Genomic DNA, 1686 nt, shown 5'->3' with positions numbered 1-1686 from the left:
TTAGTCACATCTTTCTTAACAAAAGCTAAAAGCTAATTCTCAACAGGATTGGAATTGCTGGATGACAATAGGAGGACTAGACAAACAGCAGAAAGTATGAGTGTTAGCATTGATGGGCTAATTTCCAAGTAGCAGCGATATCATGTAATCGCCGTAACCCTTTCCAAATAGTTTTCACGCCAGGTTCTCCATCACCTTTACGACCAAGAAAACCACGCCCGGCTAGCAATCATACGTACTGCTGCTCTTAATGTCGGTGGTATCTTGGGTGGAATGGGGTTTTTGCTGACAGTGACACATAAAGATTGCCATTCGACAGTATTTAAAACAGTCTCACAACAGATATCTGGATTTTGCCTAGCTTCGTAAGTGAGCCATAACAATCGCCATGCCACAATGGAATATGTTGCTAATGCCATTTCCAGTCTTCTGGCGGTTTCAAGTTGTAATTCTTCGATTCTGCAACCACTTTTCAAGGTATAGTGATAACGTTCGATTAACCAACGGTATGTATACCATTCGATACAGCGTGCTGCATCTTTCACACTATTGATTTCCAGTGTTGTTAACAATAACCAACTAATTGCTGTTATACCTGATGGTGGGTTTTCTTCCTCTGCTAAAATTACCTGTAATTTGACTGGCTTTATTTGCGAACGCCCAATTTTATTTCTGGGTACCTCGATTTCTATCGTTTCGTATCTAATTGTTAGTTTTGCTATCCGGGCTGGTCTTTCTGGATTACGTTTTACTGAGACTTCAATCTTTCCACGCACTGCACTTGAGCGAATTGCTTCATGTAGATAATTCGCTGTATGGTTGACTCTCCTATTGTGAGTTCCCCGGATGAGTAAATGGCAATTATCTGGTCTTTCTTGGTGAAATAAATCAAATATATCTGCTTCTGAATCTGCTACCGTTATAATTTTTGTTTTCTTGGCTAACAATGTGTTTGTTCGTTCTAATCCGTCTAACCAGCGTTGGCTTTCTTTTTCTTGTTTTTGTCTCTGACGGCGTTTTTTTGCTATCCCTAAATCTTCTATATCTCTCACCCATATTTGTTGGTCTATTATTCCCAGAGGCACTCCTTTTATGCTCGCTATTAATGTTGAATGTACTTTTAATCCAAAACTTTTTTTATGATCTAAATATCCTATTCCTTTTGTTCCTGGATGACTTGTTACATCCATATTTGTTGTGTCCTGTATGGCTAAGACTATTTCCTCTGCTTTTGCCCTTTCGACTGTACTTTTACTATGTCCATGACTGATATCTGCTGCTTTTATATACGGCGAACTCCATAAATCGTATGCTGCTGTTGTTGCTGCTAGAGTCCCACATGCTTGCGGTACACTACTTGTTGGTTGTGCTGCCAAGTCTTCTACTAGCTTGATTAGGCGCTTGTTTCTGCGCGCATCTCCCAAATTTACATACCTCAATTCCGATGCTGCCCACCTTTCCATTTTTCATTCCCCTCTGTTTTCTCCTCCTCAAAACTATATCTATCAACCTTTTCGGCTTTATTTAAGTATTTTTACGTTTTGTTGAGAAAGATCCGGGTAATGGATAGCCTTTACAAGGGGGGTTGGGGGGATCTGATCACCCCGCATCTCCATTACTTGACTCAAAACTCTGCCTCACTTCCTCCACCGACATCCTCAAAATCTCAGACACGGCTGCTAATAA

General features: G+C 40.5%; 1 pseudogene. It reads right to left on the bottom strand.

The features are described 5' to 3' along the window. Positions 1–103 precede the first annotated feature (103 nt). Positions 104–1463, bottom strand: a pseudogene (locus A4S05_RS37830) (IS4 family transposase). Positions 1464–1686: the final 223 nt, after the last annotated feature.

The sequence above is a fragment of the Nostoc sp. KVJ20 genome (genome assembly GCF_001712795.1).
Classification (GTDB): Bacteria; Cyanobacteriota; Cyanobacteriia; order Cyanobacteriales; family Nostocaceae; genus Nostoc.
The sequence above is the reverse complement of the archived record's forward strand: the minus strand, read 5'-3'. Positions and strand labels throughout refer to the sequence as shown.